The organism is Oribacterium parvum ACB1 (genome assembly GCF_000238055.2).
In the GTDB taxonomy this organism is placed as follows: Bacteria; Bacillota; Clostridia; order Lachnospirales; family Lachnospiraceae; genus Oribacterium; species Oribacterium parvum.
Genome location: NZ_KE148312.1, coordinates 2,035,791 through 2,061,042, shown reverse-complemented (window position 1 = coordinate 2,061,042; position 25,252 = coordinate 2,035,791). Strand labels below are relative to the sequence as shown.

Annotated in this window: 29 protein-coding genes; 28 read left to right on the top strand and 1 reads right to left on the bottom strand. The window is 41.9% G+C overall.

Annotation, left to right across the window (positions count from 1 at the left end; translation table 11 throughout):
- Positions 1 to 11: 11 nt before the first annotated feature.
- Positions 12 to 878, bottom strand: coding sequence for a hypothetical protein (locus HMPREF9625_RS09175; protein ID WP_009534414.1), 867 nt, complete (start codon positions 876 to 878; stop codon positions 12 to 14).
- Between the two features lie 333 nt (positions 879 to 1,211).
- On the opposite strand from HMPREF9625_RS09175, the gene HMPREF9625_RS09170 reads away from it, so the two are divergent.
- The 28 genes from HMPREF9625_RS09170 to HMPREF9625_RS09040 all read left to right on the top strand — a co-directional run bounded on the left by HMPREF9625_RS09170 (position 1,212) and on the right by HMPREF9625_RS09040 (position 25,240).
- Entirely contained in the window at positions 1,212 to 1,406 is a 195-nt protein-coding gene (locus HMPREF9625_RS09170; protein WP_242822673.1) for a DUF3791 domain-containing protein, read from the top strand.
- Complete coding sequence (locus HMPREF9625_RS09165) at positions 1,403 to 1,957, top strand: DUF3990 domain-containing protein (RefSeq protein WP_009534412.1); 555 nt, start codon at positions 1,403 to 1,405, stop codon at positions 1,955 to 1,957. Before HMPREF9625_RS09170 ends, HMPREF9625_RS09165 begins: the two co-directional genes overlap by 4 nt.
- Before the next feature lie 65 nt (positions 1,958 to 2,022).
- Positions 2,023 to 2,196 (top strand): hypothetical protein, encoded by a 174-nt coding sequence (locus tag HMPREF9625_RS09160; RefSeq protein ID WP_242822674.1) that lies wholly within the window; start codon positions 2,023 to 2,025, stop codon positions 2,194 to 2,196.
- Positions 2,197 to 2,390: 194 nt separating this feature from the next.
- Positions 2,391 to 3,260: a TFIIB-type zinc ribbon-containing protein gene (locus tag HMPREF9625_RS09155; RefSeq protein WP_009534410.1), complete on the top strand. Its 870-nt coding sequence runs from the start codon at positions 2,391 to 2,393 to the stop codon at positions 3,258 to 3,260.
- Between the two features lie 9 nt (positions 3,261 to 3,269).
- The gene (locus HMPREF9625_RS09150; protein WP_009534409.1) at positions 3,270 to 4,154 is read left to right on the top strand and encodes a hypothetical protein; all 885 of its coding nucleotides are present in this window, start codon (positions 3,270 to 3,272) and stop codon (positions 4,152 to 4,154) included.
- Positions 4,151 to 5,350 carry an adenylosuccinate synthetase gene (locus HMPREF9625_RS09145; RefSeq protein ID WP_009534408.1) on the top strand — a complete coding sequence of 400 codons (1,200 nt, stop codon included), beginning with the start codon at positions 4,151 to 4,153 and terminating at the stop codon, positions 5,348 to 5,350. The genes HMPREF9625_RS09150 and HMPREF9625_RS09145 overlap by 4 nt, the downstream gene beginning before the upstream one ends.
- A gap of 19 nt (positions 5,351 to 5,369) precedes the next feature.
- Positions 5,370 to 6,260: a hypothetical protein gene (locus tag HMPREF9625_RS09140; RefSeq protein ID WP_009534407.1), complete on the top strand. Its 891-nt coding sequence runs from the start codon at positions 5,370 to 5,372 to the stop codon at positions 6,258 to 6,260.
- Between the two features lie 7 nt (positions 6,261 to 6,267).
- Complete coding sequence (locus HMPREF9625_RS09135) at positions 6,268 to 6,471, top strand: winged helix-turn-helix domain-containing protein (protein ID WP_242822675.1); 204 nt, start codon at positions 6,268 to 6,270, stop codon at positions 6,469 to 6,471.
- Between the two features lie 167 nt (positions 6,472 to 6,638).
- On the top strand, positions 6,639 to 7,946 hold the full coding sequence (locus HMPREF9625_RS09130) for an alpha-amylase family glycosyl hydrolase (RefSeq protein WP_009534406.1): 1,308 nt from the start codon (positions 6,639 to 6,641) through the stop codon (positions 7,944 to 7,946).
- A gap of 234 nt (positions 7,947 to 8,180) precedes the next feature.
- A complete protein-coding gene (locus HMPREF9625_RS09125; protein ID WP_009534405.1) occupies positions 8,181 to 9,374 on the top strand; it encodes an oxygen-binding di-iron domain-containing protein in 1,194 nt (397 codons plus the stop codon).
- A gap of 52 nt (positions 9,375 to 9,426) precedes the next feature.
- Positions 9,427 to 9,555, top strand: coding sequence for an HAD hydrolase family protein (locus HMPREF9625_RS11180; RefSeq protein ID WP_081485000.1), 129 nt, complete (start codon positions 9,427 to 9,429; stop codon positions 9,553 to 9,555).
- Positions 9,552 to 10,190: a pyroglutamyl-peptidase I gene (pcp, locus tag HMPREF9625_RS09120; protein ID WP_009534404.1), complete on the top strand. Its 639-nt coding sequence runs from the start codon at positions 9,552 to 9,554 to the stop codon at positions 10,188 to 10,190. Before HMPREF9625_RS11180 ends, pcp begins: the two co-directional genes overlap by 4 nt.
- Before the next feature lie 95 nt (positions 10,191 to 10,285).
- Positions 10,286 to 11,056, top strand: a complete 771-nt coding sequence (locus HMPREF9625_RS09115; RefSeq protein WP_009534403.1) for a formate/nitrite transporter family protein — start codon at positions 10,286 to 10,288, stop codon at positions 11,054 to 11,056.
- Between the two features lie 29 nt (positions 11,057 to 11,085).
- Positions 11,086 to 12,360 carry a threonine/serine exporter family protein gene (locus HMPREF9625_RS09110; protein ID WP_009534402.1) on the top strand — a complete coding sequence of 425 codons (1,275 nt, stop codon included), beginning with the start codon at positions 11,086 to 11,088 and terminating at the stop codon, positions 12,358 to 12,360.
- Positions 12,361 to 12,452: 92 nt separating this feature from the next.
- Complete coding sequence (locus HMPREF9625_RS09105) at positions 12,453 to 13,313, top strand: YitT family protein (protein WP_009534401.1); 861 nt, start codon at positions 12,453 to 12,455, stop codon at positions 13,311 to 13,313.
- A 191-nt stretch (positions 13,314 to 13,504) separates the two neighbouring features.
- Positions 13,505 to 14,143, top strand: coding sequence for an HAD hydrolase-like protein (locus tag HMPREF9625_RS09100; protein ID WP_009534400.1), 639 nt, complete (start codon positions 13,505 to 13,507; stop codon positions 14,141 to 14,143).
- An 86-nt stretch (positions 14,144 to 14,229) separates the two neighbouring features.
- Positions 14,230 to 15,291, top strand: coding sequence for an ABC transporter substrate-binding protein (locus HMPREF9625_RS09095; RefSeq protein ID WP_009534399.1), 1,062 nt, complete (start codon positions 14,230 to 14,232; stop codon positions 15,289 to 15,291).
- A 110-nt stretch (positions 15,292 to 15,401) separates the two neighbouring features.
- The gene (locus HMPREF9625_RS09090) at positions 15,402 to 16,145 is read left to right on the top strand and encodes an ABC transporter permease (protein ID WP_009537998.1); all 744 of its coding nucleotides are present in this window, start codon (positions 15,402 to 15,404) and stop codon (positions 16,143 to 16,145) included.
- Positions 16,145 to 16,741 (top strand): ABC transporter ATP-binding protein, encoded by a 597-nt coding sequence (locus HMPREF9625_RS09085; RefSeq protein ID WP_009534397.1) that lies wholly within the window; start codon positions 16,145 to 16,147, stop codon positions 16,739 to 16,741. The genes HMPREF9625_RS09090 and HMPREF9625_RS09085 overlap by 1 nt, the downstream gene beginning before the upstream one ends.
- A gap of 322 nt (positions 16,742 to 17,063) precedes the next feature.
- The gene (ilvB, locus tag HMPREF9625_RS09080; protein ID WP_009534395.1) at positions 17,064 to 18,710 is read left to right on the top strand and encodes a biosynthetic-type acetolactate synthase large subunit; all 1,647 of its coding nucleotides are present in this window, start codon (positions 17,064 to 17,066) and stop codon (positions 18,708 to 18,710) included.
- Between the two features lie 9 nt (positions 18,711 to 18,719).
- The gene (gene ilvN / locus HMPREF9625_RS09075) at positions 18,720 to 18,971 is read left to right on the top strand and encodes an acetolactate synthase small subunit (protein ID WP_009534394.1); all 252 of its coding nucleotides are present in this window, start codon (positions 18,720 to 18,722) and stop codon (positions 18,969 to 18,971) included.
- 212 nt (positions 18,972 to 19,183) lie between these two features.
- A complete protein-coding gene (ilvC, locus tag HMPREF9625_RS09070; RefSeq protein WP_009534393.1) occupies positions 19,184 to 20,197 on the top strand; it encodes a ketol-acid reductoisomerase in 1,014 nt (337 codons plus the stop codon).
- A 131-nt stretch (positions 20,198 to 20,328) separates the two neighbouring features.
- Positions 20,329 to 21,525, top strand: a complete 1,197-nt coding sequence (gene ilvA / locus HMPREF9625_RS09065) for a threonine ammonia-lyase (RefSeq protein WP_009534392.1) — start codon at positions 20,329 to 20,331, stop codon at positions 21,523 to 21,525.
- A 26-nt stretch (positions 21,526 to 21,551) separates the two neighbouring features.
- Positions 21,552 to 23,213 carry a biosynthetic-type acetolactate synthase large subunit gene (ilvB, locus tag HMPREF9625_RS09060; protein WP_009534391.1) on the top strand — a complete coding sequence of 554 codons (1,662 nt, stop codon included), beginning with the start codon at positions 21,552 to 21,554 and terminating at the stop codon, positions 23,211 to 23,213.
- Positions 23,213 to 23,704, top strand: a complete 492-nt coding sequence (gene ilvN, locus HMPREF9625_RS09055) for an acetolactate synthase small subunit (RefSeq protein WP_009534390.1) — start codon at positions 23,213 to 23,215, stop codon at positions 23,702 to 23,704. The genes ilvB (HMPREF9625_RS09060) and ilvN (HMPREF9625_RS09055) overlap by 1 nt, the downstream gene beginning before the upstream one ends.
- Positions 23,705 to 23,786: 82 nt before the next feature.
- The gene (locus HMPREF9625_RS09050) at positions 23,787 to 24,155 is read left to right on the top strand and encodes a RidA family protein (protein ID WP_009534389.1); all 369 of its coding nucleotides are present in this window, start codon (positions 23,787 to 23,789) and stop codon (positions 24,153 to 24,155) included.
- Positions 24,156 to 24,611, top strand: a complete 456-nt coding sequence (locus tag HMPREF9625_RS09045) for a DUF3290 family protein (protein WP_009534388.1) — start codon at positions 24,156 to 24,158, stop codon at positions 24,609 to 24,611.
- Positions 24,608 to 25,240 (top strand): DUF421 domain-containing protein, encoded by a 633-nt coding sequence (locus HMPREF9625_RS09040; protein ID WP_009534387.1) that lies wholly within the window; start codon positions 24,608 to 24,610, stop codon positions 25,238 to 25,240. The genes HMPREF9625_RS09045 and HMPREF9625_RS09040 overlap by 4 nt, the downstream gene beginning before the upstream one ends.
- The last annotated feature ends 12 nt before the right edge of the window (positions 25,241 to 25,252 follow it).

Here is a 25,252-nt window from a genome sequence, read left to right as displayed (position 1 = left end):
GCTTTTCCACTTTAAAAATCAGGAAATTGCACATCCTCCGTCTTTACCAGCTTTGCCTTTCCGCCTTTCCCGCTTCCGATGTAAAGGAGCTCATAGCTTGTTTTGGCATCTTTTCCTTTTGACTTCTTGGCGGTGAAAATCACGTCTTCTTCGGGCTTGCCTTCTTGTGTGTGCTTCCCGATATAGGCTAGGGGAATATAGGATACATTTTCGTTATCCTTTACGGCCTCTTCAATGGCATTTTGGATTGCTGGAATATTTTCCGGGAGATAGGAGCCGGTATTGTCAATGTAATCTTCTCCCTCTTCTCTGGATTCTTCTGTGGGAAAGAGAATGGCACTTCCCATTACCTCGGACTTTCCGGAAAGGTCCTGATAAATCTGTAAAAGTACAAAGGAGACATTTTCCTGATAATCCGTCCAAGTACTCTTACATAGGTATAGGTAGTTTGTGCCGGAAACCACCTGGGTGCCCAGCAGGGCTATGGGCTCATAATGGGTATAGTTATAGCCATTTGGAAAAGCCGCTTCAAATGCATTCATGGCATCCGGGTTATCCTTTATAGAAAAGCTTACAAGATTCGTGTTATAAGCCCCTACAAGAGAATCGGAATTGTTTTCAGCTTTTTCCTTTTCGCTTTCTGTTGTTGCTCCGGATTCTGTAGGATTCGGAGCACTGCTTTCTTTTTCCGCTTCTTCGGAATCAGTATTACTGCTTTCTTTCTTCGCGTAACTTAGCTCCTCGGAACTGCTTTCTTTTGCGGTTTCCGTGGGATTTACTGCGCTACTTTCCTTTGCCGTTTTGCTGCTGCAGGCGGTAATGGATAGAGCGGATAAGGCTGCGATAAACAGTGTATGCTTTAAAAGATTCTTTTTCATTTTTCCTCCCTCTTCCTCTTGTACTTCTTTATATTTCTTTCTTTTTTTTCTATTTCCTCTGTATTATAAATCGAAAAAGGAAAAGAGCTTCTTACAAAACATTACAAAACAGAGTCAATCTTAGAATTGGCTCAATCGAAAAGCAATTATGTTGATTTTTTTTCAGCCGCAAATTCAACCGTAAAATTTTACGATTGAATTTGCGGCTGTTTTGCAAAGGTTGAAGCAGTGCATCGAATGAGGTATTATAATCATATTAACTGTGTACGTAGCTAACTATGATAGTAAAGGAGGTTTTCTGTTGTGAGTATAAGAGACAAAGAAGTACTTAATATGCAATTAGTCTTAATACCGATTTTGGCAAAGGCATGGAAGAAAACCTATTCCGAGCTATCAGATTTGTTAAAGAAATATGATGTATTGAGTTACATTGATGTTTGCTATGAAGCTTATAATTCTACCGGCAACCAAGGAATTATTAATGATTTGCAAGACTATATTGAGATGCAGGGGGGGAGAGTCAATTGAAGCCTTTATATCATGGTTCAATATACTTGTTTGATAGCATAGATCCTTCAGCAGGAAAAGGCTACAAAGATTTTGGTAAAGGATTTTATGCTACTGCGGTTCCATCACATGCAGAAAGACTTGCAATTAGAAATAAATATATTGCAGAAAAACGTCAAAGTTTTCTCAAAAACAAGAAAAACATAAAGTTCCAGCCTATACAAGCATATAGATACAATCTTCTTTTCAATGAAGACACAAGAGGTTTAAAGCTTAAGGTGTTTGAGAAAGCGGATAAAGAGTGGCTTAGGTTTATACTTAAGAATCGTAGATGTGATGGATGTGCACATGATATGGACATTGTGATAGGTCCAACGGCTGATGCTGAAACTACTACAATAATTAATGAGTACTATGATGAGCTGGAAGAATTGGAATATTCTGATGAAGTATGTGAAAAGCTTATTGCTGAATTAAAACCGGAAAATCTTCCCAAGCAGTATTTTTTTAGAACGCAGGAAGCAGTAAAGACGCTAAGCTTTGATAAAGTGAAAAGGCAGGTGATTGAATAATGATTACGAGTGCGGATCAGAAAAAAGCTATGCGAAATATAGCTGTATTTCTTGTGGAATATATAATGAAAGATAAGGGATATTCAAGAGATGAGGCAGTTGAATTTTTGATGAAAACCACTGTGTATGCAGCCTTGATGGATGAAGAAACAGACCTTTATCTGGAATCCAGGGAATCTATCCTGGATATTTTAAAAGAGGAAATAGCCGGAAATCCGTATAGATTGCTGGTGATATAATAATATTCTTTCTTTCATTCTTTATATCGTGAAACATATAGCCTCTTGGCGTGAGTTTAATATGACTCCGGCAAGAGGCTATAATGTAATACATTTCTATGCACTTGAAAATAATCTGTGCTATACTTCCTCTGTGATTAAACTTTGCTTTTTTTTGAAATTTCTTAACAGTTATGGATCGTCAAAGGAGGTCTATGATTAGCTATCGTTGTAAGCAATGTGGCGCACAGCTGGAACTTGGCAGTGCCGGCGGATTTCAGTGTCCTTACTGTGGGGCAAGAGCCTTCCTGTCCGATGCGGAATTCAAAGGGAATCATGAGTTTCGAAAGAAGCTTTTGGCCTATTACAAGGCGAAGGCCAGCGAGAAGGAAAATGACTATAGTGGTGATACTTTATGGGAAGAGCTGGGCACAGCCACATACCTAATGGTAAATGGTAAAAATCTAACTCTTTCCTATATGGATCGTTATCATTATCCGGAGATGGTCTGCTACTTGTGTCGGGAGTCAGTAGTCTATATCTTTGACCGAGAGGATGGGGCAAATGCTTTTATGCTGGGCTTAGCACGTCTTAGCTTTCCGGAAGCGGATGTAAAGTTATCAAGGTGCTTTCCGATGTTAAAGTCGAAGATTGCTTTAGATGCCGGGAAGCTTTGTCTTATTTTCACAAGAAAGCCCTATTTTTATCCTGCGGAGGTCTTTGCCCCCTTTGCTTCGGAGCATTTGGCCTGGGTGATTTCTCGGATGGAAAATATATGTTGCGCCCTAGAGTATTCGGAGCTTCAGCACGGGGATATTACGGCGTCCACACTTTTTGTGAATTCCCTGACCCATGAGGGGATGCTCTTCGGGGATTGGAGAAATGTGGAAAGGAAGCATAGCAATCAGGATTTATTGGATTTACGAAAGACCGCAAAATCCGTGGCTGAAAATATTCATAGTCCGGCTCTTTTGGAGGATTTCTTATTGGCAGAGCCGAAAGGGGATGCTTTTCAGGACTTTGCCACATGGGATAAGGTGATTGAAGAGGGCTTTGGCGGTCATCATTTTGTGAAGATGAAATAGGAGGAAAATATGGGATACGGTAGTTATTCAGCATCAGATTGGCAGAAATTGAAAAGCAGTAGAAAGCTGTCCAATGGGCAGAGAGTAGAAGAAGTATTTACAAGAAGAGAATGTAATCCCAAGATGAATCCGAAATTCATCGGAACCAGAGAATGTTTCGACTCCGAGGAGCATCCCAATACAACCCCTATCGTTGTGGGCTTGGATGTGACCGGCTCCATGGGTTATCTTGCGGTGGAGTTGGCAGCGGGCGCCTTAAATGAGCTGATTACCAAGCTTTATTCCACCGGCTCAGTGGCGGATCCGGCCCTAATGTGTGCGGCTTACGGAGATTTTCAGGATGCATCCCCTCTACAGGTCACCCAGTTTGAGTCGGATATTCGTATCGCCGAGCAACTCTTAGACATTTACTTTGAAAATCATGGCAGTGGTCAGGTGGTACCTACCTGTCTTTGGGAATTCTTATCCCGCCATACCAATATTGATGCGGTGAAGAAAAGACAGCAAAAGGGCTTTCTCTTTACCATCGGAGATATGGCAGAGATTCGCGGTGATTCGGTGGGAGAAACGATTTCCCGGGTTATAGGAGATGAAATCGAAAGGACTGTCACCAAAGAGGATTTGCTGAATGAAGTAAAGCAATCCTTCCATGTTTTCCATATCATGATTGGCGGAGACAGCCAGGAAAATGAGAAGCTGCTTCCGGGGCATTGTATCGTACTGGCACGACAGGATATTTCCTGTCTTCCGGAAATCATTATCAGTGCCATTCAGTTACAAAAGGGTGCTGCTTTAGAGGAAGTTCTTGGGAGGTGGGATGAAATCAATCGTCCTGTGATTAGCGCGGCATTAGCACAGCTTTCCTTGCAAAGAGATGAAGATATTTTTCTATGAGAACAATTGCGGTTATCGGCAAGAATTTCGGGGATGAGGGAAAGGGCTTTGCTTGCAGTCGTCTTGCTTCATCCCTTAAGAATGCGCTGATTATTAAACATAATGGCGGCGGACAGGCTGGGCACACGGTAGAAGATCCGGAAGGAAAATGGCGTTTTATCCATCATCAGATTGGCGCCGGAGCGGAGTACCATGTGCCTACTTTATTTGCTGATAGCTTTATGCCGGATTTGTTTCAGCTGCGCAATGAAGTGAAAGCGTTTACGGAGCTCTTCGGCTTTCAGCCCATTCTTTATTCTGAAAAAAATGCACAAGGAACCACCATAGATGATGTACTTTTAAATATGGGGGCAGAAGTTGCCAGAGACAAGAATCGCCATGGTTCCTGCGGTATGGGCATAGAGGAATGTGTGCAGCGAAATGCCGCCGGATACAGAATTACCTTGGAAGAGCTTGTTACATGGACTAAGCAAGATTTTTTAGACCGTTTAAAGCAGATTCGAAGAGAATATACGGAAAGAAGAGCAAAAGTCTTGGGAATATATTCCTCGAATCCCTACTATGAGATGCTGCATAATGAGACGGTACTGGAAAACTTTGTGGTAGAAGTGAAAGATAATGTGAAGCTACTGACTTTAGTAGATGCGGATAGAAAATGGCTGGAGGAGTTTAAGAATTTGATTTTTGAGACAGGACAGGGCTTGCTTTTGGATCAGGACTATGAAGCCTATGCTCCCCATTTGACTTCTTCAAAAACCGGAATCCATAATCCGACCATCTTTTTAGAAAAACGAGGATTATCTTTAGAGGAAGCTATCTATGTGACTCGCCCTTATATCACTCGTCACGGAAATGGCCCTTTACCCTGCGAAGTGAAGCGTTCTGAACTTCCCGGAGTGGGAGAGGACCTGACCAATCAGCCTAATGAATGGCAGGGAACTTTACGCTATGCAAAGCATGAGGGTTTGGAAGCCTTTTTTGCGCCGGTACTAAGGGATAGAGATTCCTTAAATAATTTAGATCGTAAAGAACAGATAAAGACGAAAGAATCCCCGGAGCTCTCTATTCTTGTTACCCAGTTGTCGGAAACTGGGAATCAACTATACTTTGAAAAGGGGAGTATTCCCATTGAAACTCTTCAAAAAGCAGGAGAGGAGTTAGGAATTCAATGTATTATAGATACTGAATGGAAATAAATATATTATTGGAGGAGACATGAGCGTTACGGACGTTTTGTTTTCTATTGTTGGAATAGAAGAGAGAGAGACGAAGGGAAAAGTATGGAATTATTATAATTCTGTTTTTTGTAATATTCTAGTTCCTATATTTTATATTATCAATATTTTATATCTCTATAACGCTAATATTTTTAATGATTTTAATATAAGTGCCAGCATACCTGTATATCTTGATAGTATCATTAAAATTGTTTTAAGAAGCATTTTGACAATTGGAAGCATACTTTACGTTAATATAGTATTTGTGGCTATAGGAATTATCGTTCTTGGCATGTTAATTCTGTGCGTCGGTTATTATGGTTTTTTTCATATAATTGGATGGGAGGAGAAAAGTTATAGTTCTGATGGGTTTGTATATACATCCAATTATATTACAGCCCAAAATAGATTATATAGATTTTTATTGTTTATTCTTACAGATTTTTGGATTGTGTATTGTTTTTCTAAAAATCTTTTAAACAATACTTTTGACGTTCCTAAAGCCCCGAACACAACTATAGATATCTTATGGGGTATAGCCTCATTATATATGATATACATCATTATCCTAAAACTATTTTTTATTAGGTATAGAGATGATAATTATAGGATTAAACCGGAAGATATTATCTTAAAGAATAATCCTAGGTATATTACATTGAATCATTACACTGATAAGAGCAAGGATGAAGAGATGGAAGAGTGTTATTATATGGTAAAGGATACTTTTCTGAAAGGGGAGAGATTTATTTATTTTCATTTTTCGATCAAAAAGAATAGTTTTAGAGAAAAAACGGAATATATTACAAAAACAATTTTCACTACTGATCAGTTTGAAGAACTTCAATACATATATGAAAATGCAACGAAAAATAAACCTTTCACATAATGGTGTAATGAACAAAGAAAAAATATTGGATGAGAAGCTATTTGATTTGCTGAAGGAAGATGGCAATCAATCAGCTGCTGGACTTGCTGAGATACTAGGTTCCTTTCCAAGGACGGTTCAAAGAGCATTAAAGCGTCTTATGAGTGATGGAAAGATTGAACACGTTGGTTCGAATTGGTTTGGCCATTACGTCATAAAGCAGGACTTGTAAAATGTCATAATAGATGGCGCGATAAATGACGTAATAGAAGGAATGGGGCTTTTACGTATCTACTGCTATGATTTTCATTGCTTTTATAGTGTTTTTTTGTACTTGTATGATTATACTGATTTCTACTTTTTCTACAAATTTTAATAATATTTTAGAAGGAAATGTTTATGTGGTCCGATAGCAGCATTTTTTATCAATTCTATCCCTTGGGCTTTTGTGGAGCCCCGAAGGAAAACGATGGAGTTCTTACTCCCAGAATACGAAAAGTTACAGAGTGGATTCCCCATCTTAAACGCCTCCATGTGGATGCCGTTTATTTTTCGCCCGTCTTTGAGTCGGACCGGCATGGCTATGATACAAGAGATTATCGAAAGATTGATTGTCGTTTGGGGAGTAATGCGGATTTTTTTGAAGTTTGTAAGATTCTCAAGGAAAATGGGATCCGCATTGTTCTGGACGGCGTCTTTAACCATGTGGGACGAGGCTTCTTTGCTTTTCAGGATGTGATTGAAAAACGTTGGGACTCGGAATACAAGGACTGGTTTTACATTCATTTTGATGGAAATTCCTGCTACAATGACGGCTTCTCCTACGAGGGTTGGGAAGGGCACTTTGAGCTTGTAAAGCTGAATCTCGAGAATCCAAAGGTGAAAGAGTATCTTTTTTCCTGCGTAAGGGCTTGGATGGAAGAGTTTCAGATTGACGGCTTGCGGCTCGATGTAGCGTATTGTTTAAATGAAAACTTCATGCGGGAGCTTCGTGCATTTTGTGATTCCATTAAGCCGGACTTTTTCCTCTTGGGGGAAATTCTTTTTGGGGACTATAAAAGGATTGTCAATGACGCTATGCTTCATAGCTGCACGAATTATGAGTGCTACAAAGGGCTGTATTCCAGCTTTAACGACTTGAACCTTTTTGAGATTAACTATGCACTGAATCGGCAATTTGGAAAGGATAATCCTATTTACAAGGGAATGCACTTGCTTACCTTTGCGGAGAACCATGATGTGACGAGGGTGGCAAGCATCTTAAAGGACAAACGACATTTGCCCCTCTTATATGCTATGCTCTTTACCATGCCGGGGATTCCCTGCATCTACTATGGCGGTGAGTGGGGGATTTCGGGAGTTAAGGAAAATGAGAGTGATGATGCCCTTCGTCCTGTGCTTTCGGAGCCGGAATGGAACGAACTCACCGATTTAATTTCCTCTCTTGCGAAGCTCCATAAAGAACAAAAAGCTTTGGTTTATGGAGACTACAAAAGTATAGTCCTGACCAACCGCCAGCTTATTTTCCAAAGAGAGTATGAGGGAGAGAAGATTTGGGTGAGCGTTAACGCCGATGAGCAGGCGTATCAGGCGCGGCTTCATGGCATGGAAAATTGCGAAGTTACGAATTTACTAAGTGGGGAAAAACTCATCCTTAATGATTCTTTTACGCTTCCGCCTTCTAGTTTCTTTGTTTGGAAAAGCTAATATCGAAGGAGCAGGGTGCTCTATTAAAGTTTCTGCTTTAGCGATAAAAAATGTTCTGCTGTGCATAGAAAAAATGTTCTGCTATGCATAGAAAAAATGTTCTGCTGTGCATATGGGCTCAACGCCCATCTTCTTTGTGTGATATAATATTTACTCAAAAGCTTGGGTTCGACTCCCATGCCGGTTGTTATCCCATTCAGTAAAAAAGATAAGAGAATTCTTTAGGAGGGTAAGATGAGAAAAGCGGTAAAAGGAAATGTAAGTTGGATAGGCTATATCGATTGGGAATTACAGCATTTTCATGGGGATGATTATTCTATCATCAACGGTTCCAGCCAAAATGCCTATCTCATCGAGGAAGAGAAGACGGTTTTGATGGATACGGTTTGGACACCCCACCGTTTTGACTTTGTGGAGAATCTGAAAAAGGAAATTGATTTAAAAAAGATTGATTTTATTGTGGCAAATCATGGGGAGTGTGACCACTCCGGCTCTCTTACAACCATTTTGGAAGAAATTCCGGATGTGCCCATTTATTGTACGGAAAATGCGGTGAAAAGCATTGAGGGGCAGTATGGCAAGAGGGGCTGGAATTTCCATGTGGTAAAGACGGGGGACTCTCTGGACATCGGAAACGGAAAAAAGCTTATTTTCCTGGAAATGCGGATGCTCCACTGGCCGGATTCCATGGCAACATTTTTAACCGGAGACAATATCCTCTTCTCTATGGATGCCTTCGGACAGCATTATGCGGTGGAGGAGCTTTTTAACGATAAAGCAAATCAATGCGTACTTATGAAGGAAGCTATGAAGTACTATGCCAATATCATTGCGCCCTTTGCTCCTATTTTACGGAAAAAACTGGAGGAAATTACGGCTTTGAATCTTCCGATAGAGATGATTGCTCCTTCCCACGGTGCTATCTGGAGAGAGAACCCTATGCAGATTGTGGAGAAATATGGTCAGTGGGCTCAGGATTATCAGGAAGATCAGGTAACGATTGCCTTTGATACCATGTGGGAGGGCACGACAAAGATTGCCTACAGTATTGCGGAGGAGATTCATCGGCAAAGTCCGGATACGGTGGTGAAGGTCTTTAATATTTCCAAGTCGGATAAAAATGAAGTAATGACGGAGATCTTTAAGTCAAAAGCCCTTGCGGTAGGTTCTCCTACGGTGGCAAATTCTATTTTGTCTCCGGTGGCAGGCTGGCTTGAGTTTTTAAAGCAGCTGAAGTTTAAGAAGAAAAAGGCAGCGGCCTTCGGCTGTTATGGCTGGAGCGGAGAGTCCGTGAAGGTTTTGCAGGAGTCCTTAAAGGCTGCAGGCTTTCATGTGATTCCCGAAAATATTCGGGCGGAATGGGTGGCTAAGGAAGAGGATTTTGCGGCGATTCCGGCATTGGTAAGTGCGCTGCTAAAAGCGGAATAAGGCGAAACCGGAGAAGGAGTAAGGGTAAAATGAGTGAGGGCAAAACTTGTCCATGCTGGAAAGAGTTGGCTGTCCGGTTGTAATGGGAAATGCAGCGGAAGAGCTGAAGAAACGTTTTACAAGGTATACTGCGGATCATAATCATGACGGTATAGCTGAGTTTTTGGAGGAAATAAGATGAAACTACTCTTAACGGCATTTACTCCCTTTGACGGGGAGAAAATAAATCCTGCCTTAGAGGCGGTGAAGCTTGTAAAGGATAAGATAGGGAATCTTTTGATTGTCAAGCTCGAAGTACCCACAGTCTTTGGAAAGTCTATAGATACTGTGAGAGAAGCAATAGAACGGGAAAAGCCCGACTTTGTTCTTTCTATCGGGCAGGCGGGCGGAAGAGCGGAGATTACGCCGGAAAGAGTTGCTATTAATCTGAATGATGCAAGGATTCCGGATAACGAAGGGAATCAGCCGATTGACGAGCCTGTTTTTCCTGATGGGGAAAATGCTTACTTTTCCACACTCCCGGTGAAAGCTATGGTGGAGGCAATTAGAGAGGAGGGGATACCTTCTTCCTTATCGAACTCGGCAGGCACTTTTGTTTGCAATCATTTGATGTATGGTGTTTTGTATTATCTTGATAAAAGACCTGTTATAAAAGCCGGTTTTATTCATGTTCCCTATATTCCGGAGCAGGTAAAAAACAAAAAAGAGATGCCGGCACTGGAGCTTTCGGAAATAGTAAGAGGACTGGAAGCGGCTATTACAGCAATTGCAATAAACGGAACGGATAAAAAGCTTGCCTATGGGCAGAATGACTAATAATAAATCTTTGATTCTTTAAACTTCCATTAATTTGTCCGGTAGTGTATCATGGTTATAAATACAAATACTTCACTTTTAGATGGAGGGAATTTATGTTCAGGGAAGAAATTGCTGCAGTTGCCAATTGCGCGGCAACGAAGTTAAATCTGCTCAAAACGAATCCTGCCGGATATTTTCTAATGTCTATGTTTGGTGGAATATTTATCGGGCTTGGTGTATTACTTTCCTTTACGATTGGAGGGCAGCTAGAGGGAAGTCCCTATGTGAAGCTTATGATGGGGATATTTTTCAGTGCGGCTCTTAGTCTAATCATTATTGCCGGAGGGGAGCTCTTTACCGGAAACAATGTGGTTATGGCAACAGGAGTGCTTAAGCGGGTGGTGACGGTGCAAGATGCCCTAAAGCTTTGGATTGTATGTTGGGGAGGAAATCTTCTTGGATCTGTGCTCCTGTCCTATCTTTATAACTTCACGGGTTTATATAAGGATGCGACACTGGCGGCAATTGTTGGGAGTGCCGCAATGAAGATGAGCTTACCTCCCTTGGCACTTTTTATGAGAGGACTGCTCTGTAATTATCTGGTTTGTCTTGCGGTTTGGTGCTGCTTCCGGTCAAAATCCGACTCGGGAAAGCTGATTATGGTATTCTGGTGTATCGTGATTTTTTTTACAGCAGGTTTTGAGCATAGTGTTGCCAATATGACTATCCTCGCACTTGCTCTTATAAACAATGCGGGAAATGAGACAATTTCTCTCGCCGGCTTTGCTTATAATCTACTGTTGGTTACGCTTGGAAACATTCTTGGCGGCGCTCTGTTTGTGGCCGTACCGTATTTTATAGCGGCTAAGGAGGTGGAGAAATAATATAGCTACTTTATATTTGGAGAAGAGGAATGCAAAATTTGGATCAGAAAGAAATGCAGAAAATGCAAAATATAGATGAACTTGAGACAGTGTTATATGCCGGAAATCTTTTGCTGAGCAGCGGCGCGGAGATTTACAGGGCGGAGGAAACGATGCATCGCATTGCCGATGCGATGCATATCAAAGATATGGATGCCTATGTAACGAATCGAGGTATCTTTGCGAGCGGAAATGTACCAGGTAAAGGAATTGAAAGCCGGATTATGAGTGTTCCGGACAAGGAACTGAATATTGATAAGATTGAAGCGGTAAATGAGCTTTCGCGTGAGGTTTGCAGCAATAGAATGGATTTACTCTATCTTAAAACTTCTTTGCAAAACATTGCGAATATGGGAGAGCAAAATGTAGCGGAAAAGATTTTATCCTACTTTCTTGGAGCGGGGTGCTTTAGCTATGCAATCGGAACCTCCTTCCGAGATTCTCTTTGTGCTGCTATTATCGGAAGCCTTGTGGGTTTCTATATGATTTGCTCGAAATACAGAATCAAATCCAGAGTGCTTATTACGATTATTGCCAGTGTCTTAACGGCAGTTCTTAGTCATTTCTGTGTTGCAATCGGCTTAGGTTCCAAGCTTTCTTTTATTATCATCGGTGCTATGATGGACTTGGTACCGGGAGTTGCCTTCGTTAACTCTGTGCGGGAATTCAGTCAGAACAATTTTGCAACAGGACAGACTTTACTTACCAGCGCCTTACTGACCTGTGTCTCCATGGCATCAGGAGTAGCTTTGGTGGAGCAGCTTGTTTCGGGAACCATTATGACACCCAGTGTGATTTATGATATCCCGGAAATATCCTATATTGTTCTCATTATTCGAAGTCTTGCCGCAGGCTTAGGGACTATTGCATTTGCTCTGATGTTTCGGGTAAGAAAACGGCACTTTGTGGACTGTGGAGTACTGGGAACCATTACTTGGTTTGCCTACATGATTTGTATAAGAATCTGGAACAACGAAGCGATTGCCGTGTTTGTGAGTGGGTTTGCGGCAGTTCTTGCTTCCAGAGTCCTCGCAGTGCTCAGAAGATGTCCTGCCACCGTATTTTTGATGACCAGTTTAATTCCTCTTCTTCCCGGAATCAGTCTGTATCGAACCATATATTATCTCTTAATGGGAAGTGCACAGATTTCCATGCATTTTGGAAAGCTCTGTTTCTTAACGGCCTTTACGATAGCGGTATCGATTGCGGTTGTACAGCAGATTCCGAGGAATTGGACAATCCCGGTAAGAAAACAGAAGGAATGAGTTTCGTCGCTGGATAAAAGAGGCTTTACTCTTTCCAAAAACGGACTCCAATGTTAAAATGGAGAAAATTTTGGGGGAGGACTGCAAATAAAATGAAACTGGATTGGAAAGAAGATGGGAAACGCCTTTTGGGAGTACTTGCCGGGGGCTTTCTTATGGCATTGAACCTTAAGTCCTTTGTGTCTGCCGGTGGTCTCTTGCCGGGAGGCGCAAATGGACTTACTGTTTTGTTGCAAAGAATCGCATTAACTTTTTTCAATGTTTCTATCCCGTTTTCTGTTGTGAATATATGTATCAATCTGATTCCGATTTATATCGGTTTTCGTTATGTGGGAAAGAAATTCACGGCATTTTCCTTGATTATGATTCTTGTGACCGGTTTTATAACCGACTCTCTGCACTTTGATCCCATTACCTACGATCCGCTTTTGATTTCCATTTTTGGCGGTATTGTAAACGCGATTGCGATTACACTCTGTCTTAGAGTGGATGCCACATCGGGAGGAACCGATTTCATTGCAATTTTCCTTTCGGAAAAAAAGGGTGTAGATACATGGAACATCATATTTTATTTCAACGCAACGATTCTTTCCGTTGCCGGTTATCTCTTTGGTTGGGATAAGGCGCTGTACTCCATCATTTTCCAGTTCGTATCGACGCAGACTCTTTCTGTGTTATACAGAAACTATCAGAAGTTAACCTTCTTTATTATTACGGACTATCCGGAGGAAATTGCCAAAGGCATTCATGAGGTTTGTCACCATGGAGCCTCTATCTTAAAGGCGGAGGGGGCCTATGCACACAAGGAGAAGAGTATGGTGTATTCCGTTATTTCTTCTATGGATGCCAGAAAGGTGAAGTTGAAAATCAAAGAAATCGACCCGAAGGCTTTTATCAATACGATTCATTCCAAGGACATCATGGGACGATTCTATATGAAGCCGAAGGACTAAGACCGGCAAAAGATCAATATAATGATAAAATCTAAACTGTACTATACCGGGAAAAAAATAGTAAACTTAAGATAAATCCTAAAAATAGAATAAGTAGACTGAACAGCAAGAAGATCATGCAGAGACTAGAGCATGCAGAGACTAGAGCATGCAGAGGGTAGATTGGGTAAAGCAAGTAGAAAGAGGGAGTTATGGGAAAGTATAAGAATATCCTTTTGGATTTAGACGGGACGATTTTGGATTCCGGATCCGGTATCATGAAATCAATACAATATGTCTTGGATCATTTCTCCATGTATCATGAGCCGGAAGAAAAGCTACGAAAGTTTATTGGCCCTGCACTGATTGACTCCTTCATGAACTTTTATGGGTTTTCGAAAGAAAAGGCGGAAGAGGCGGTAGAGTATTTCAGAGATTACTATCCGGAAAAAGGAATGTTTGATGCCTTTATTTATCCCGGCATGAGAGAGTGTATTGAAAAAATGGCAGGAGACGGTAAGAAGCTGGTTCTTCTTACTTCTAAACCGATTTTTTTCGCGAGTCAGATTCTGCAATATTTTGGGCTTAGTGACTATTTCTTTATGGAAATTGGTCCTGATTTGAGTGAACAAAGTTCTGACAAGACCCGTCTTATTGAAAAAGCACTTCGTGAAGGGAATTTTTTGAAGGAAGATTGCTTGATGGTAGGGGATACAAAGTATGATATTTTGGCCGCAAAAGATGTAGGGATTGACTCGGTTGCGGCATTGTATGGTTATGGTGAAGTGGAAGAGATTAGTATTGCAAAGTACAGCATTGAAAAACCGCTGGATTTGCTTTCTATAGTTTAAAATTAAGGTGTTGATGGACATCCATTATCTGCAGTTTGATATAGGGCTTTCCTAGCAAAACTGTTCTTCTTGAAAGGGGTAGTAAAATGAAGAAAAAAATGGCATTGGTATTTCTGTCCTTAGCTGTACTTTGCAGTCTGGCATCCTGTAGCGGAAAGAAGGAAGCGCAGGGAACTACAGAAGCTGCAACAAAACAGCTTGAGACAACAGTAAAGGCGGAAGAGACGGAAAAAGCGGAAGAAGCTGCGGAGAAGCAGGACGAGCAAGACGGAGACAGCTTACGTGTAATCAGTCTAAAGGGGCCGACCAGCATTGGCCTTGTGAACCTTATGGATAAGACGGAAAAAGAGGGCTTAGCATATAGCTTCCAAATGGAGGCAAGCCCGGATGCGCTTCTTCCCGAATTTATTTCCGGAAAGGCGGATATTGCGACAGTTCCTGCAAATATGGCAGCTGTTCTATATCAGAAATTGGAGAAGGATCTTTATGTATTGAATATCAATACCTTGGGTGTGCTTTACGGAGTCAGCGGAAATGCCGAAGTAAAATCTTTTTCCGATGTAAACGGGAAAAGCATTTACAGTACCGGACAGGGAGCGAGCCCCGAGTATTTGATGAATGCTCTTCTGAAGGAAAACCATGTCGCTGCCGACTTGGAGTTTTTCACGGAACCGACGGAAATCGCTGCCAGATTGAAGGAGAATCCGGATGCCATTGCAATTCTTCCGGAACCTTTTGCAACGGCTACTCTTTTACAGAATTCCGCGCTGGAGAGAAAGTTCTCTTTGACAGAGGAGTGGAACAAGCTTTATGCCGGTGCAAATCTTCCGACTGCAGTAACCATTGTACGAAAGTCTTTCTATGAGAAACATAAAGCTACACTTGAGAATTTCTTAAAAGAAGAGAAGGAGAGTATTGAAGCGGTAGAGCAAGACATAGATACTACTGCAAGTCTTATGGTAAAATATGGCATTTTAGAAAAGGAAGAGCTTGCAAAGAAGGCTATTCCGAACTGCAATGTGCATTTTATTGACGGAGAAGAGATGAAGAAGGATTTGGAGAAGTATTATGAAGTCCTTTTTGCAGCGGATCCGAAGTCTGTAGGCGGAGCTTTACCGGATGCGGAATTCTATTTTTCTCTTGGATAATTCTTTTCTTGGCGAAGATTGGTAAAGCCGACTTTAATTTTTGAATTTTTATTCTTGGTGAGTATTGCTCGCAAAGCATACAATATCTCATTTTTAACAGTAAAGGAAATATGCGGAATATAGGAAAGAAAATCATTATCTTAGGCTTTTGGCTTATGGTTTGGGAATTGTTTACGAGATTGGTAGACAATTCCTTTCTTTTAGTAGGGCCGATGGAAGCCTTTAGACATATCTTTTTGTTTGTGGAAAAGGCTGCGTTTTTCAGGATATTGTCCTTCAGTTCCTTTCGTATACTGTCCGCTTATTTTCTTGCCTTTATTCTGGCACTGACTCTTGCTTTGTTTTCTTATCGACACAAGTTTTTTGAGAATCTGATTCAGCCGCCGTTATTTCTCCTTAGAAGTCTTCCTGTTGCAAGCTTTGTCATTATATTGCTTTTCTTTATAGGAAGAGCAAATCTATCTTTTTTTATCAGTTTTTGGATGTCTTTTCCGATTTTTTATTTTAATTTTTTGGAAGGCTTAAAGAAGTTGGATAAAGATATTTTGGAGATGGCGAATGTGTTCCGTCTTTCTCCTTGGAATCGCTTCCGCTATATTTTGATTCCCGGAATTTATCCGCAGATGCTAAGCAGCGCGAAGCTTGCTATGGGACTTTCTTGGAAAAGCGGAATTGCAGCGGAACTGATCGGACAAGTACGAAATAGCATAGGCTATCAGCTTATGGATGCAAAGGTGAGCCTGGAAATGGGAGAGGTTTTTGCGTGGAGCATCATCATGATTGCTTTATCCAAGTTTTTTGAACTGCTAGTTCTATATGTATTAAAAAAAGCTTTTTCGAAAGGAAGTACTTGATGGTATTGGAGATTACAAAGGGGGAAAAGAAATACGGAGAGCAGAGTCTTTTTCAAGATTTTTCCTGCCGGCTTGATTTTATGAAGCATTCTATATATCGCATAGAGGGAGAATCCGGAAAGGGAAAAACAAGTTTGATGCGCATTCTATCTTCCCTTGAGCACTTAGATGGCGGTGAGCTCTCTATTGTTATGGGAGAGGCGGCAAGAGGCGGAAACGGTTTGCGCTCTTCCTGGATGTTTCAGGAAAATAGACTTTTAGAGAAGCTATCCGCTATGGAAAATCTGTCCCTGATTCCTTCTTCCTATACTGCTTCGGAAAAAATATATTTTTTTGAACAATTGCTTTTCGGAGAAGATTTTGAAAAAAGGGTTTCAGAATACTCTGGAGGAATGAAAAGACGCCTTAGCTTTTTACGGGCAATGCTTCCGGATTTCGATATTCTTTTGTTGGATGAACCCTTTACCGGAGTAGATGAAGAAAATCAGCTAAAAATGGAGCGTTTTCTTTTAGAGCACTTAGGAAAAAGAGCCATGGTTTTTGCCAGCCATGAAGAACCTCTGCTTTGGAAAAATTACGGCAGAATCCGGTTATAATATTTCTTCGGTATAAAAATATATGTTTAAAAGAGCGATATATTTTTCTATTTTTACTTTGAAGTTATATCTCCCATAATCAGAAAATTCTTGACAGAAAAAAAGGGCTATGGGATAATCCAAACATATTTTTTAGGAGGAGCAAGCGAATGAATGCTTTAGTTGCACTAACAGTCATTATTATTCTCGTGAACATTATTGTCTTAGACAGTAGTGATTGTTTGTGTAACGCCTCATTAGGAAGATAAAGACAGTTTAGAGAGCCTTTAGCCTTACAGCGTTACGCTGTAAGGCTTTTTCAATGAAGGGGGAGATTTTTGGGATGAAACTAAGAGGAGCAAGGATCTTAATTGAAGAACTCATTCGACAGGGTGTGGATACCGTATTCGGCTATCCCGGCGGTGCGGTTTTAAACATTTATGACGAGCTGTATCAATGCAGAGACCGAATTCACCACGTTCTAACGGCGCATGAGCAGGGAGCGGCTCATGCCGCGGACGGTTTTGCAAGAGCAAGCGGAAAGGTCGGTGTCGTGATTGCCACTTCCGGTCCGGGTGCTACGAATTTGGTCACCGGCATTGCGAATGCCTACTTGGATTCTGTGCCTCTTGTGGCCATTACCGGTAATGTGGCGACCGAAGCTTTAGGACGAGACAGCTTTCAGGAGGTGGACATCGTTTCCATTACCCAGCCGGTTGTAAAGCATAACTTCATGGTAAAGGAAGTATCGGAGCTTGAGCAGACCATAAAGGAAGCCTTTTTAATTGCGAATTCCGGAAGAAAGGGACCGGTGCTTATCGATATTCCAAAGGACGTGCAGGTAAATGAATGCGAGTATGGAGTGGCAGTACTTCCTAGGATGCCGGAGAAGGCGGAGCTTCCCTATGATGAAGAAGTTGCCGTAAAGCTTCTTAATGAAGCAAAGAAGCCCTTTATCTATGCCGGCGGCGGTATTGTTTCTGCCGGAGGAGAGGACTATCTTCGGGAATTGGCCGAAAAGTTAAATGCCCCTGTTGCCGTAAGTATGATGGGACGGACGGTATTTCCGGATTCGCATCCTTTGAGCCTTGGTCTTGTGGGGATGCATGGCAGTTACCAAGCTGCCAAGGTGCAGTCGGAATGTGATTTGATGATTGCAGTCGGTGTTCGTTTCTCAGATAGAGCGACCGGCAATCTTTCCCGATACACGAAAAATTGCAAGGTTATCCATGTGGATATTGATAAGGCGGAACTGGGAAAGAATCTGACTCCCGATTGCTCCGTGCAGGCCAATGTTAAAAAATGGATGAAGTCTATTCTTCCAAAGATTAAGGAAAGAAAGAATCCGGAGTGGTGGAAGGAAATAGATTCTTACCAAGTCGTGAAGAACCCTAAGAAGGACGCTTTTCATCCGAAAAATATTTTGGATACGGTACGAAAGTATACGAAGGATGAAACGGTTGTGGCTACCGATGTAGGACAGCACCAGATGTGGACAGCGCAGTATTATCGCTTTGAGAAGCCAAGAACCTTCCTTACCTCCGGGGGGCTTGGAACCATGGGCTACGGTTTGGGGGCGGCAATTGGGGCCTGTCTTGCAAAAGATAAGGCGGAAACCCTTTTGATTACTTCGGACGGATCCTTCTCCATGAATTGTCATGAGCTTTGTACGGCAGTAAACGAGGGACTTCCTATTACGATTGTGCTTTTAAATAACCAGGTGCTCGGTATGGTTCGGCAATGGCAGACCGCTTTTTTCGGAGAACGTTATTCTGCAACGGTCTTAGACAGAGGAACGGATTTTGTAAAGCTTATCGAAGCTTACGGCGGAAAGGGATTTTCCATTCATAAGATTTCGGAGCTGGAAAAGGCCTTAGAGGAAAGAAAGAATATTGCAGGCCCTGTACTTCTTGACTGTCATATTGATAAGGATGAGAAGGTTTTACCGATGATTCCACCCGGAAAATCAGTGGAAGAAATTATCTTATAAGGAGAAAGCATGAAGAAGTTTACGATTGACCTCTTTGTTAATAACCGTTTCGGTGTTTTGAACCGGATTACCGGTCTATATTGCAAGAGAGGCTATAATATTGAATCCATTCAGGCAGGACCAACTGAAATTCCGGGTTGTACCAAGATTGAAATCGTTTCCACAGGAGACGAGTATATGCGGATGCAGGTCATTTCCCAGCTGGAAAAGCTCTATGATGTAAGGAAGGTAGAGTTGATGTCCGTAACGGATTTAGAGTAAAACGAAGATTTTATCTATAGGTAAAACAACGTGTAATGCAAGAAGGTAGGGAGACACGGAATCTTCGTGCCGGAAGGCTTCGCGATAGAGTGGGAGCGGATGCTCCTTAGGCATCATGGAAGTTAGGGAAGAAAAGCATATTTCTCGGATGAAATTTATCTTTCGAAAAGACTTTTTTTGCTTCCATCATAATCAAAAAAGGAGAAAGAAAAATGGCTGTAATGTACTATGAAAAGGATTGTGATCAGACTCTGTTAAAGGGAAAGAAGGTAGCGATTATCGGATATGGTTCTCAGGGACATGCCCATGCTTTAAACTTACGGGATAGCGGCGTGGATGTAATTATCGGTCTCTATGAAGGTTCAAAATCCGCAGCAAAGGCAAAGGAAGACGGATTTACCGTTCTCAATACCGATGAAGCGACAAAGCAGGCGGATATCATCATGATTTTGGTCAATGATGAGAAGCAGGCAAAGCTTTACAAGGAGCAGATTTCCGGAAACCTTAGTGCAGGAAAGACGATTGCTTTTGCACATGGCTTTAACATTCACTACCATGCTATTGTTCCTCCAACAGATGTGAATGTCATCATGGTTGCTCCAAAGGGCCCCGGTCACACAGTTCGTTCCCAGTATGTAGACGGAAAGGGAGTACCTTGCCTTGTAGCTTGCGAGCAGGATCCTTCCGGAAACTCTATGGATATTGCAAAGGCCTATGCTGCAGCTATCGGCGGAGCAAGAGGCGGAATACTGGAAACAACATTTAAGGAGGAGACAGAGACCGATCTTTTCGGTGAGCAGGCAGTGCTTTGCGGTGGTGTATGTGCTCTTATGGAGGCAGGATTCAATACTCTCGTGGAAGCAGGTTACAAGCCCGAAAATGCCTATTTCGAGTGTGTGCATGAGATGAAACTGATTGTAGATTTGATTTTCAATGCAGGATTTGAAGGCATGCGTTATTCCATTTCCGATACTGCGGAGTATGGAGACTATACAGCAGGCCCGAAGGTTATCGGAGAGGAAGCGAAGGCTGCCATGAAGAAGATTTTAGCGGATATTCAGGACGGAAGCTTTGCAAAGGATTGGATTTTGGAGAACCAGGCCGGAAGACCTCATTTCCTTGCGATGAGAGAGGCAAAGTTGAACAATCTGGTTTCCGAGACCGGAAGGGACCTTCGTAACAAGATGGGATGGAAGCAGGTTCAGGACTTGGATCAGGCTAGATAAGAATATTTTGCTTTAAGGGGTAGAAGGAATTTTGATTTCTCTAAGATAAGCTTCGATAAGATGCCTATCTTAGAGAATCAGAAGATAAAAGTTTGTAAATCTGAAAAAAGATTAGCAGGAAGAAGGGGAAAATGGAACTTACGCTGGACAGAGTTTATCAGGCGGCTCATGTACTGAAGCCGGTAATCAATAAGACGGATCTTGTGCATGCGACAAGAATAGAGGCAGATTGTGACCTGTATTTAAAGACGGAGAATCTACAAAATACCGGTTCTTTCAAGATTCGAGGTGCCTATTTTAAGATATCCACCCTTTCCGAGGAGGACAAGAAGAAAGGTGTAGTGGCTTGCTCTGCCGGAAACCATGCACAGGGCGTGGCACTTGCGGCGACCAAGGCCGGTACCAAGTCTACCATTTTCCTCCCTGCTATTGCTCCAATTTCCAAGGTGGAAGCAACCAGAAATTATGGAGCGGAAGTGCGCATGATTGACGGTGTATACGATGATGCCTATAACGCTGCAGTAGAATACCAGAAGGAAAGCGGTGCGGTTTTTATTCATCCCTTTAATGATATTGATGTCATGGCAGGACAAGGCACTATCGGAATGGAAATCATGGAACAGCTGGAGGACGCGGATGCCGTTGTAGTTCCGGTCGGTGGAGGAGGGCTCATTTCCGGTGTATCTTTCGTAATCAAAAAATTAAACCCGAAATGTAAAGTCTACGGTGTGCAAGCACAGGGCGCGGCTTCCATGGTACAGGCGGTAGCGGATAGGAAGCTGGAAAGCTTAGAAGAGGTGCATACCTTTGCAGACGGTATTGCCGTAAAATCTCCCGGAAACTTAAGTTACGAAATGGTAAGGGAGTATGTGGATGAACTGGTTACCGTCAGTGATGATGAGATTGCCGCGGCAATCTTAACGCTTATGGAGAAGCAGAAGATTGTCTCGGAGGGAGCCGGTGCGGTTTCTGTTGCGGCTGTTCTCTTTAATAAGCTTCCGCTTAAAGGGAAAAAGGTGGTCTGCATTATTTCCGGTGGAAATATTGATGTCAATATTCTTTCCCGTGTCATTAGCCGCGGTCTTTTAAAGACCGGCAGGAAAGCATCTCTGACACTTTCTCTTTTGGATAAACCGGGGCAATTGGAAGAAGTTTCCCGTATTATTGCGGAGCTGGGAGCCAATGTAACGAAGGTCGATCACAACATGAATGTGGAGGATTCGGACATCAACGGCTGCTATTTGACATTAAGGATTGAAACACGAGATTTTAAGCATATAGAAGAAATTAAGAAACGCTTTCGTGAGGAAGGGTTTTCGTTGGTGTAAGACGAAGTATTGTAAATGGAGGTAAGATGACTGGAGCAGATGCGATTGTCAGGTGTTTGGAGCTGGAAAAAGTAAGCTATGTTTTCGGTTATCCCGGTGTAGCGATTTGTCCTTTTTTTGACAGCTTGGAAAGTACAGATATAGAAAGTATCTTGGTTCGAACGGAGCAAAATGCGGCACATGAAGCAAACGGCTATGCCAGAATCAGCGGAAAACCCGGAGTTTGTGCCGTGACCTCCGGTCCCGGAGCGACCAATGTAATTACCGGGATTGCGACTGCCTTTGCGGACAGCATTCCTCTTATTGTGATTACGGGACAGGTAGAGAGTCGTCTGCTCGGCTCGGATGTCTTTCAGGAGGCGGATATCTGCGGTGCCTCGGAATCCTTTGTAAAATACAGCTATACTCTTCGCAATGCGGAAGAAATTCCGAAGGTCTTTAAGGAGGCTTTTCATATCGCGATGACAGGGCGAAAAGGTCCGGTTTTGATTGATATTCCCATTGATGTGCAGAAGGCAAGTCTTAGGAAATTCCAATATCCCGATGACTTGAAAATGCGTACTTATAAACCTACCGTGCAAGGAAATCCTGTGCAGATTAAGCGTTTGTTTCAGCGTCTTGAAAATGTAAAAAAACCGATTCTTTGCGTGGGAGGCGGTGTTCATTTAGCGGGGGTTTCTGAAAAGGTAAGGGAATTTTCTCACAAATTCAATATTCCGGTAGTGAGCACCATGATGGGACTCGGCACGATGCAGGACATTGATCCGCTGTACTTCGGTATGGTGGGAAACAACGGAAGGTCTTACGGAAATAAGGCCATGAATAGAGCGGAACTCATTATCATGATGGGCGCGAGAGTTGCGGATCGTTCTATCAGTCAGCCCGATTTGATTACGGAAAATAAAACCTTGGTGCATATTGATGTGGATCCCGCGGAAATCGGGAAAAATGCCGGTCCGGAGATTCCTTTGGTAGGAGATCTTTCCAGTGTACTGGATAGCCTTCTTCATGTGGAAGCGGAGCTTTCCTATCCCGATTGGATGGAAGAATTAAACGGTATCAAAGAAGAGACGGAGCTTCTTATAGAAAAGAAGAAAAAAGAGGAGTTGAACGCTACTCTTGTCAATCCGTATTATTTCCTAAGGGAACTGAATCTGGCATTACAAGATGATGCTATCTATGTAGCGGATGTGGGACAGAATCAGCTATGGTCCTGCAAACATTATAAAATGAAGGAAGGACGTTTCTTGACCTCGGGCGGTATGGGAACCATGGGCTATTCTCTTCCTGCGGCAATTGGCGCTTATTTTGCGGAAAAGGAGATTGCTTGCTTAGAAGATAGAAAGAATAAAAAGGAAATTATTGCCGTCATGGGAGACGGTGCCTTTCAGATGAGTCTTATGGAGCTTGCGACTCTTCGACAATATAGCGCAGGTGTAAAAATCATTGTTTTTCATAATGGCGTTCTCGGTTTGGTAAGACAGTATCAAAAGACGGCATATAAGGAGCATTATTCCATGATTGACTTAAGCGGGAATCCGGATTTATCCATGCTTTCCAAGGCGTACGGTCTTTCTTATTTTTCCGTAAAAGAGAATAAAGAGGTAAAAGAGAGTATTCGAGCCTTTTTGGATAAAGAGGAAAATGGAATCTTGGAAGTCTTTGTAGATATGGAGGAGACGGCCTGATGAAGAGAATTTATTCTGTTTTGGTAGAAAACCGCTCCGGTGTTTTGGCAAAGGTTGCAGGACTGTTTTGGAGACGTTGCTTTAATATTGATTCCTTGACTGTAGGAGAGACGGAGGACAGCGCGATCTCCAATATGGTGATTGTTTCCAGCGGGGAAGAGCGAACCTTAGAGCAGGTGGAAAAACAACTGAACAAAAAGCTCGACATCATTAAAGTGCGAACCTTTAATGAAAATCAGGGACTTTGCAGGGAACTTCTTATGGTTAAGCTTCGCTATAAAAGAGATAACCGGAAGGATATTATGGAAAATTGCCAGATTTTAGGGGCGAAAATTGCAGAGCTTGGTCATTCACAGATGATTATTGAAATGTGTGATACCCCGGAAAGAATTAATATGTTTTTAGATACTTTAAAGTCGGTCAGTATTTTGGAATGTGCGCGTACCGGAACGCTCGCAATGCTCAAGATTTCCGAGAGTGAAAATAAGTAAAAAAAAGTCGAAATACTTGTTTTACAATCCTGATTTTGGCATAATATAGCGAGAATTGTTTTCTTTAGTAAAGGAGAGTAATATGAAAGTTATATCAACAAGCAATGCACCTGCAGCTATCGGTCCTTATTCCCAGGGCTTTGTAGTAGGAAATTTAGTGATTTCTTCCGGTCAGATTCCCGTTAACCCTGAAAATGGAGAAATTCCGGCTGATATTTCCGCACAGGCTGAACAGAGTTGTAAGAATGTAAAGGCAGTTATTGAAGCAGGTGGAAGTGATATTTCCAAAGTTGTTAAGACCACTTGTTTCTTGGCTGATATGGCTGATTTTGCTACTTTTAACAGTGTGTATGAGAAGTATTTTACCTCTAAGCCGGCTCGTTCTTGTGTAGCGGTAAAGACTCTTCCGAAGAACGTACTTTGTGAGATTGAGGCTATAGCAGAACTGTAAATGAAATTTTATACTTATAATTATCTTTTAAGCAGAATAGAGGTGACCAATTGGGTGCAGATTTTTTTCATTGTTTTGGCCACCTCGGTCTTGTTTTTTGGTGTTTTTAAATACTACAAAGAAAAAAAACAAAGCAAGTACAGGGAGCTTTCCCTGATTGCTTTGTTTTTGGTATTAATAATAATAGGAATTCGGATTAATGATATCCAGATCCATAAAGCGATTGATAATGGTTATGGAACAGCTCTGAAACTGATAGAGGAATTGTCAGAAACCATGGATACCCCCAAGGAAGACATCGTTATCAATACACAGGCTGCTCGGGATGGCGCAATTATTCGAGTTCCGGAAGAGAAGTATTACAGAGTGATTTACGCGGATGGGAATATACTTTTGGAGAAGATGGAGCTTTATCATCCCCAAATTGAAATTATAGATTCGGAGTCAAATTCATGATTTTATCCTATACCAATATTGCTATAAAGCTTGCGTTGGGCTTAATCAGTTTAATCATCGTCATTAACATTACCGGAAAAGGAAATCTTGCACCATCCTCCGCTATTGATGCGGTGCAGAACTATGTTTTGGGTGGAATTATCGGTGGCGTAATTTACAATAACAATATCAGTATTCTGCAATATCTTGTTATTTTGATGATCTGGATTTGCCTGGTATTGAGCATGAGATGGTTAAAGACCAATAGCTCTTTCTTTAAGGTAGCGATTGACGGTAAACCGGTTGTGCTGATTTCCAGAGGAAAGCTCGATACGGAGGCCTGCAGAACTGCAGGTCTTACTGCACATGAAGTGATGTTTAAGTTAAGAAGTAACGGAATTTATAGTATAAAAACAGTAAAACAGGCAGTGTTGGAACAAAATGGACAGTTGATTATTGTGAAGGCCGGAGAAGAGAACCCTCGTTTTCCTTTAATTACAGACGGAACCATCCAATTACAGGCATTGGACAGTATCGATAAAACGGAAGAATGGCTTATGGAAAAACTGAAGGAACAGGATGTGGAAAATATTTCGGATGTTTTCCTTGCCGAATATGAAAACGGCAATTTGAATTTGGTGAAATACTAGTCAGGAGGGACA

What these genes read in the sequence shown, in the direction of transcription:
- HMPREF9625_RS09040 (WP_009534387.1), top strand. Translation starts at nt 24,608, where the DNA reads ATGATTTTATCCTATACCAATATTGCTATAAAGCTTGCGTTGGGCTTA.
- HMPREF9625_RS09125 (WP_009534405.1), top strand. Translation starts at nt 8,181, where the DNA reads ATGAGAAAAGCGGTAAAAGGAAATGTAAGTTGGATAGGCTATATCGAT.
- ilvN (WP_009534390.1), top strand. Translation starts at nt 23,213, where the DNA reads ATGAAGAGAATTTATTCTGTTTTGGTAGAAAACCGCTCCGGTGTTTTG.
- HMPREF9625_RS09140 (WP_009534407.1), top strand. Translation starts at nt 5,370, where the DNA reads ATGAGCGTTACGGACGTTTTGTTTTCTATTGTTGGAATAGAAGAGAGA.
- ilvB (WP_009534395.1), top strand. Translation starts at nt 17,064, where the DNA reads ATGAAACTAAGAGGAGCAAGGATCTTAATTGAAGAACTCATTCGACAG.
- HMPREF9625_RS09135 (WP_242822675.1), top strand. Translation starts at nt 6,268, where the DNA reads ATGAACAAAGAAAAAATATTGGATGAGAAGCTATTTGATTTGCTGAAG.
- HMPREF9625_RS09130 (WP_009534406.1), top strand. Translation starts at nt 6,639, where the DNA reads ATGTGGTCCGATAGCAGCATTTTTTATCAATTCTATCCCTTGGGCTTT.
- HMPREF9625_RS09105 (WP_009534401.1), top strand. Translation starts at nt 12,453, where the DNA reads ATGAAACTGGATTGGAAAGAAGATGGGAAACGCCTTTTGGGAGTACTT.
- HMPREF9625_RS09170 (WP_242822673.1), top strand. Translation starts at nt 1,212, where the DNA reads ATGCAATTAGTCTTAATACCGATTTTGGCAAAGGCATGGAAGAAAACC.
- HMPREF9625_RS09175 (WP_009534414.1), bottom strand. Translation starts at nt 878, where the DNA reads ATGAAAAAGAATCTTTTAAAGCATACACTGTTTATCGCAGCCTTATCC.
- HMPREF9625_RS09085 (WP_009534397.1), top strand. Translation starts at nt 16,145, where the DNA reads ATGGTATTGGAGATTACAAAGGGGGAAAAGAAATACGGAGAGCAGAGT.
- HMPREF9625_RS09145 (WP_009534408.1), top strand. Translation starts at nt 4,151, where the DNA reads ATGAGAACAATTGCGGTTATCGGCAAGAATTTCGGGGATGAGGGAAAG.
- ilvC (WP_009534393.1), top strand. Translation starts at nt 19,184, where the DNA reads ATGGCTGTAATGTACTATGAAAAGGATTGTGATCAGACTCTGTTAAAG.
- HMPREF9625_RS09090 (WP_009537998.1), top strand. Translation starts at nt 15,402, where the DNA reads ATGCGGAATATAGGAAAGAAAATCATTATCTTAGGCTTTTGGCTTATG.
- ilvN (WP_009534394.1), top strand. Translation starts at nt 18,720, where the DNA reads ATGAAGAAGTTTACGATTGACCTCTTTGTTAATAACCGTTTCGGTGTT.
- HMPREF9625_RS09100 (WP_009534400.1), top strand. Translation starts at nt 13,505, where the DNA reads ATGGGAAAGTATAAGAATATCCTTTTGGATTTAGACGGGACGATTTTG.
- HMPREF9625_RS09095 (WP_009534399.1), top strand. Translation starts at nt 14,230, where the DNA reads ATGAAGAAAAAAATGGCATTGGTATTTCTGTCCTTAGCTGTACTTTGC.
- HMPREF9625_RS11180 (WP_081485000.1), top strand. Translation starts at nt 9,427, where the DNA reads ATGCTGGAAAGAGTTGGCTGTCCGGTTGTAATGGGAAATGCAGCGGAA.
- HMPREF9625_RS09155 (WP_009534410.1), top strand. Translation starts at nt 2,391, where the DNA reads ATGATTAGCTATCGTTGTAAGCAATGTGGCGCACAGCTGGAACTTGGC.
- HMPREF9625_RS09050 (WP_009534389.1), top strand. Translation starts at nt 23,787, where the DNA reads ATGAAAGTTATATCAACAAGCAATGCACCTGCAGCTATCGGTCCTTAT.
- HMPREF9625_RS09150 (WP_009534409.1), top strand. Translation starts at nt 3,270, where the DNA reads ATGGGATACGGTAGTTATTCAGCATCAGATTGGCAGAAATTGAAAAGC.
- ilvB (WP_009534391.1), top strand. Translation starts at nt 21,552, where the DNA reads ATGACTGGAGCAGATGCGATTGTCAGGTGTTTGGAGCTGGAAAAAGTA.
- HMPREF9625_RS09160 (WP_242822674.1), top strand. Translation starts at nt 2,023, where the DNA reads ATGAAAGATAAGGGATATTCAAGAGATGAGGCAGTTGAATTTTTGATG.
- HMPREF9625_RS09115 (WP_009534403.1), top strand. Translation starts at nt 10,286, where the DNA reads ATGTTCAGGGAAGAAATTGCTGCAGTTGCCAATTGCGCGGCAACGAAG.
- ilvA (WP_009534392.1), top strand. Translation starts at nt 20,329, where the DNA reads ATGGAACTTACGCTGGACAGAGTTTATCAGGCGGCTCATGTACTGAAG.
- HMPREF9625_RS09110 (WP_009534402.1), top strand. Translation starts at nt 11,086, where the DNA reads ATGCAAAATTTGGATCAGAAAGAAATGCAGAAAATGCAAAATATAGAT.
- pcp (WP_009534404.1), top strand. Translation starts at nt 9,552, where the DNA reads ATGAAACTACTCTTAACGGCATTTACTCCCTTTGACGGGGAGAAAATA.
- HMPREF9625_RS09045 (WP_009534388.1), top strand. Translation starts at nt 24,156, where the DNA reads ATGAAATTTTATACTTATAATTATCTTTTAAGCAGAATAGAGGTGACC.